Here is a 5,087-nt window from a genome sequence, read left to right on the forward strand (position 1 = left end):
AGACCGATTGAGGCGAAATTAGCCTCCAATCCTCCGCGAACATCATCGACGGATCGACTAATTCAAAGTCGTGGTGCCGTGCTCGCCGTGCTGTTCTTGGTGATGGGGGCGTTAGGCATTCCGCTGCTGTGGATGAACAAAGCGTTCTCCAACGCCGAGCGTTGGTTTTGGGCCGTGGTCGTGACGATCTATACCGCAATACTTATCTACATCGCCTGGCGAATCTGTCTGTGGAGCTACCACCAAATCGTCGGTTAACAATGTCGTTGATTGCTCCGCGATCAACGACATTGCGATCACGCTCGCGTGCATCGATACACGAACGCAGGGGGCAAATTTCGCCATACCGTCGGACTTCGCCCCACCTGCGGGAACGTTTTCTTTAGCCGAGACGAAAAACGTTGCCCTGCCGGTAAAGCCAATCCCTGCCAATAAGCAAACGTTGCGAATTGGCCTCCCGGTCGCAACACCTCCAGCATCGAATCCATGATCTCGCCTTGCAGCGATTCCGAGAACGAAGCCCACGGCAAACCGCAAATCACCGCGTCGACATGAGGCATCGATTCGCGGCGACACAGATCGACCACATTCGTCACACTGTCTTCGTACACCGTCACCGAGGGGCATCGCGTTCGCGTCGCGGCGACCAATTCGGCAGAGCGTTCAATCGCAAAAAACTTGGCGTCGGGATGCAGCCGCTGGACAATCCCCTCGGTAAAAACGCCAGTCCCCGGTCCAAACTCGACCACGTTGCGAGCGGACTCCCAATCGAACCACTCGACCATCGTTTTGACCAACCCAGCGCTACTCGGGGCGATCGCCCCCACCTGGGTCGGGTGCCGGATGAAGTTTTTCAAAAATGTCAGCGTGTTATTCATGGACGTAGCGTATCGCAATCGAGCCACCACGCGGTAGGGCGTATTATTTTCTCGAGCCGCGTCCGCTACATTGACGCTTATGCGAGTCCCTAATCCCAACAACACTTCTCCGGTCGGCGCCAATATGACGCCCATGATCGACGTTGTCTTTTTGCTGATTATCTTTTTCTTGGTGTCCAGCCACCTGGCTCGCCAAGAGATCCATTTGCCTGTCGAATTGCCGATCGCCAGCACCTACTTGCCCGAAAACCCCGATCGATCGGCGTTGACCGTGACCGTTGACGACCAATCTCAGTGGCGAGTGGGCGGTAACGTGGTCGCGATCGACGAATTGAAGCAGATTCTGAGCGATCATGCGTCACGCAGCGGATCCGACGCCGCAGTGCGATTGCGAACCGACGGATCGGTCCATTACCAATACATCGAACCCATTCTGCGAGAAACGGCGCTGGCAGGCATCTATGACGTCACGTTCTCGGTGCGTGAGGCGACTCGCTGATGAAAATTCCGTCATCACGATTGCAAGGATCGCTGAAAGTCGAAATGACTCCGATGATCGATGTCGTGTTTCTATTGTTGGTGTTTTTTGTCTGGACCAGCAGCTTTGAGCTTCCCGAGTTCGATCTTCCCAGTGCCATTGCTCAGCCGCCCAGCGTCGGCACGAACAACGAATCGACCGACACGCCGCCCGTCGAGATTTTTGACGAGATTGTCATCCGCATGCTCGCCACGTCGGCGGGCAATACGATTCAGCTGAACGGACAACCTGTCACGGACACAAACGAACTCGAAAATCGTCTTCGCGAGATTCTAAAACTGGGTGTTCAGCCGCCGGTGATTGTCGATCCCGAACCCACGATTGCGATGGCCGATGCCATCAAGGTTTACGATACCGCTCGCGCGGCCGGCGCGGACCGAGTTCTCTTTACCGCCAACGACGAGTCATGATCATCATGCATCCCTTCGCACTGCATTGTTTGTGGATGCTCGCCTTAGCATTGCCGCAACTGCACGCGATTGCCGAACAAACGCCCGTGGCCCGCGTGACGAACGATCGCGATGCCGATCTGATCCGCGAACTGATTCGTCGAGGAGAATTCGAGACTGCCGAGCGATTGATTCGCCGTGGTCTTCAATCGGCGACGCCTAGCAGTGATCTCTACGCACGCCAAACGATTTGGCTCTCCGAGCTCGAAACGGCTCGGCGTCGCACGATCGACAATTTTGAGAACGAAGACATCACCGCGGCCCAACAACCGACGACCGAGTTGATCACCGCCTATCCCGAGCACTCTCGAAGGCTGTTTCTCGAGTCACAACAGATCGCAGTCGAATTGGCTGCTGCCGAACATGATTTGTTGGCGATCATGGTCAATCCCGGCGACACCGACCGCGGCGAGCGTGCACTCCGCCGTTTGACCGATGCCGCGGCAAAATCCGAATCGCTTTCCAAAGCGGCTGCCGAGGAAAAGACGCGTTTGAATTCGCAAACCAGCATGTCACCAAGCGTTATGGCGATGCTTGCTGACTTGACGCGGTTAGAGCAAGAAACGCAAGTACAGATCGTGCAAATCAAGCTGATGGAAACCGAGCTGTTCCCCAATGGCAGTGACGACCGACTCGCCGCCGCTACCGCGGCACTGCGGTCGGCCGATCAAGCGCTGACACGACTGCCGAGCGAATGTCAAGCACGAAACGAAGTCGAGCGACTGCGTGTCGTCGCGTTGTTGCGAAGCGAAGATTTTGAGCGAGCTCGGCGGGCCTTTGACGAATTGGCTCGTGAAGTCTCGCCTGATTCCGACTCGCGCGTTCGTGCACTCGATATCCAGATCGACCTCCATTCGAATCACCAAGCCGACGCGATCAAAAAACTTGATGCGTTCTATGGCAAGCAACCTACGCAGGCACCGCTGTCGATCGAGATGGACTTGGTTCGCTTGGAATCGCTGCTGACGCGGAATGACACGAACAAGAACAGTGTCGGTGATTGGATCGATTCGATTGGCACTCGGCATGGCGCGTATGGACGTCGCCGCGCCGAAACGATCGCCATTGGTTCGCTGCGTTCCCAATCAGGCGACGCGTCCGCCGATGGCACGGGCAATCGGATGGATCCCTCGATCATCGCCGCCCAAGGGCGACAATATTTGCGTGATGGCAATCCATTGCGGGCAGCACAATTATTGGCAAGCGCCGCAATGACCGAATCGAACCCGAATCAGGCGATCCAGCGGTCGCTCGAAGCGGCGGCAGCCTTTGTTGCAGCGAAACAGCCCGGCAATGCCGCGGACATTTTAGCGGGTGTTGCCAAGTTAAAACCAACCGGCAGCGGGGCGGCTGCAGCGCACCTGCAAGCCGTACTGCTGAAAACTAAAACCAAGCCGGCGGCCAGCGAAATCGAGGCAATGCTGCGAACCACGGTCACCATGTGGCCCGACAGCGAGCACGCACCGCAAGCGGGTAATTGGCTGATCAAATTGCTGTCGGCCGACAAGCGGATCGTCGAAGCGGCCGAGGTCGCCACGGAACTTGGACTCGACCACGATGAAACCGCATTGGAACTTTGGCGGCAAGCGTTCCGCGAAAGCGATCCCGCCGATCAAAGCGAGCTAACGACGCGAATGAAACAAGCGTTTGCCTCTTCGCTTGGCGAAGCGGACGTTGTTGTGCGTTACCGCGAATTTGCAGCCTACTTTTTTGATCGCGATGCATTGAACGATCTTCCGGATTCTGCCGGGACGGATTCCTACAGCGAGACGTTGTTGCAATTTCGTCTGCGTGGAAAACAAGCGACCGAGCTGCCCGCTCCGCCCGCGGACATATTGGACGACACCGTCGCACGCTTGATGCAGGACGGACGGCAAAACGCGTCGCTACGGGTAACGATCGCAAACCAGATCGAAAGTTGGCCGGAGCCTTCGGGCAACTCACTCGATCATGCCGAGCGACAGATCTGGCTCGGGCGAATCGAGGACGCCAAGGCGACGGTCGAAGCCCTGGTCAAGGAGTCCGCTTCACCCGGTTGGGTCATCCGCACGGCAGCAACATTGTTTGGCAGCAGCGACAATGACGAGGCGCGGCGTGAATCGATTCAGTGGTGGGACCGGCTAGCAGCCGGATTGCCGGTCGGCAGCGACGATTGGCATAAAGCGAAGATCGAATCCATTCGAGCGATCAAGCAGCTCGGTGATGCCGAACGAGCTCAACAGCGAGCACGCTACATCCTGCTAACGCGGCCCCCGACGGCCCCCGACCTTCGCCGCCAATACCAAGACCTACAATAGCGAAACTCACCTACTCGTAGGCCGGAACGCAGCGGAGCGGAGTTCCGGCATCGCGGCTGCAAAGACGTTTGCATCCATGGAATCACCCTTCCGCCCGAGCTTGCCTCGGCGGAGCAACAACTGGACGCTTCTGATAAGCGCAAACCGAAACGGAGCTCCGCTGCGGGCTTTCCCCGGTTTCCTGCCACCTCTGCACCAACTTCGTTGGTGCAGAGGTATCCGCATGTAGCTTCCATTTGCAGTGCTCCGCCCGGTCAAGCCGGGCGGAAACGAACACAGCCGCGTGGCCTTGCTTTTCTTGTTCAACCTCAACTCGACCGTCCTGTTCCCTCTGCCTCTTGCCCTCCCATTCCAGCACTGGTTACGTGCAATTTTCAACCCAGATCCTGCGTGCTCTTGCATCTCGAATCTTGGGCGAGATCGGCAACATTGCGATCATTTGATCCAAGTCAACCGAACACGGCACACCAAGCACGAGTGTGTGCAAGCGATCTCGTCGACGGTAGCGCAGCTTCAGCCGTATCCGGTGCTGGCGATGGACATACAACTGAATTGCAACGAATTGATCCGCTTTGATCTGCAGCCCCGTTTGACCATGTGATTTTTGCAGTCGGTCAGGTCGCAATGTGACGCTCGGACGAAGCACGGTAAGCATTCCAAATTGAAGAACCAACGCTAGCAGTAAGATCGGAATCGCGGCAACCACATGCCACAGGTTCGGAATCACCAATGCCGGAAACGCAATTTTAAGCACACCGACAATCGCGGCGCAGGAAACGAGGGTCCCGACGCAAATGTTCCGCATCGCATGACGATTCAGTATGCAGCGGCGTAGCGATTGCCAAAGCTGGGGCACAAACGCCCAGCGAGGAACCGACCATGTGATTTTGGATCTGCCACTCATCCCCCAACTCCTCTAACGGTG

5 protein-coding genes and 1 pseudogene are annotated in these 5,087 nt (G+C 56.9%); 4 read left to right on the forward strand and 2 right to left on the reverse strand.

Translation table 11 applies throughout. The annotated features are described in order from the left end of the window. Positions 1 to 258, forward strand: a pseudogene (locus ABX962_RS29690) (hypothetical protein); the annotation flags it as partial. A 38-nt stretch (positions 259 to 296) separates the two neighbouring features. Here ABX962_RS29690 and ABX962_RS29695 read toward each other — a convergent pair. After that, on the reverse strand, positions 297 to 878 hold the full coding sequence (locus tag ABX962_RS29695) for a class I SAM-dependent methyltransferase (protein WP_372724954.1): 582 nt from the start codon (positions 876 to 878) through the stop codon (positions 297 to 299). Between the two features lie 79 nt (positions 879 to 957). Here ABX962_RS29695 and ABX962_RS29700 point away from each other — a divergent pair, with 79 nt between their 5' ends. The 3 genes from ABX962_RS29700 to ABX962_RS29710 are packed head-to-tail and all read left to right on the forward strand — an operon-like array spanning position 958 to position 4,162. Further along, positions 958 to 1,377, forward strand: coding sequence for an ExbD/TolR family protein (locus ABX962_RS29700; RefSeq protein ID WP_372724956.1), 420 nt, complete (start codon positions 958 to 960; stop codon positions 1,375 to 1,377). Beyond that, entirely contained in the window at positions 1,377 to 1,826 is a 450-nt protein-coding gene (locus ABX962_RS29705) for an ExbD/TolR family protein (RefSeq protein WP_372724958.1), read from the forward strand. Before ABX962_RS29700 ends, ABX962_RS29705 begins: the two co-directional genes overlap by 1 nt. 5 nt (positions 1,827 to 1,831) lie before the next feature. Continuing rightward, positions 1,832 to 4,162: a hypothetical protein gene (locus tag ABX962_RS29710; protein ID WP_372724959.1), complete on the forward strand. Its 2,331-nt coding sequence runs from the start codon at positions 1,832 to 1,834 to the stop codon at positions 4,160 to 4,162. Positions 4,163 to 4,523: 361 nt separating this feature from the next. On the opposite strand, the gene ABX962_RS29715 is transcribed toward ABX962_RS29710, so the two are convergent. Further along, positions 4,524 to 5,066: a hypothetical protein gene (locus ABX962_RS29715; protein WP_372724961.1), complete on the reverse strand. Its 543-nt coding sequence runs from the start codon at positions 5,064 to 5,066 to the stop codon at positions 4,524 to 4,526. Between the last annotated feature and the right edge of the window lie 21 nt (positions 5,067 to 5,087).

The organism is Novipirellula sp., assembly GCF_041583735.1.
In the GTDB taxonomy this organism is placed as follows: domain Bacteria; phylum Planctomycetota; class Planctomycetia; order Pirellulales; family Pirellulaceae; genus Novipirellula.

What these genes read in the sequence shown, in the direction of transcription:
- ABX962_RS29695 (WP_372724954.1), bottom strand. Translation starts at nt 878, where the DNA reads ATGAATAACACGCTGACATTTTTGAAAAACTTCATCCGGCACCCGACC.
- ABX962_RS29700 (WP_372724956.1), top strand. Translation starts at nt 958, where the DNA reads ATGCGAGTCCCTAATCCCAACAACACTTCTCCGGTCGGCGCCAATATG.
- ABX962_RS29705 (WP_372724958.1), top strand. Translation starts at nt 1,377, where the DNA reads ATGAAAATTCCGTCATCACGATTGCAAGGATCGCTGAAAGTCGAAATG.
- ABX962_RS29710 (WP_372724959.1), top strand. Translation starts at nt 1,832, where the DNA reads ATGCATCCCTTCGCACTGCATTGTTTGTGGATGCTCGCCTTAGCATTG.
- ABX962_RS29715 (WP_372724961.1), bottom strand. Translation starts at nt 5,066, where the DNA reads ATGAGTGGCAGATCCAAAATCACATGGTCGGTTCCTCGCTGGGCGTTT.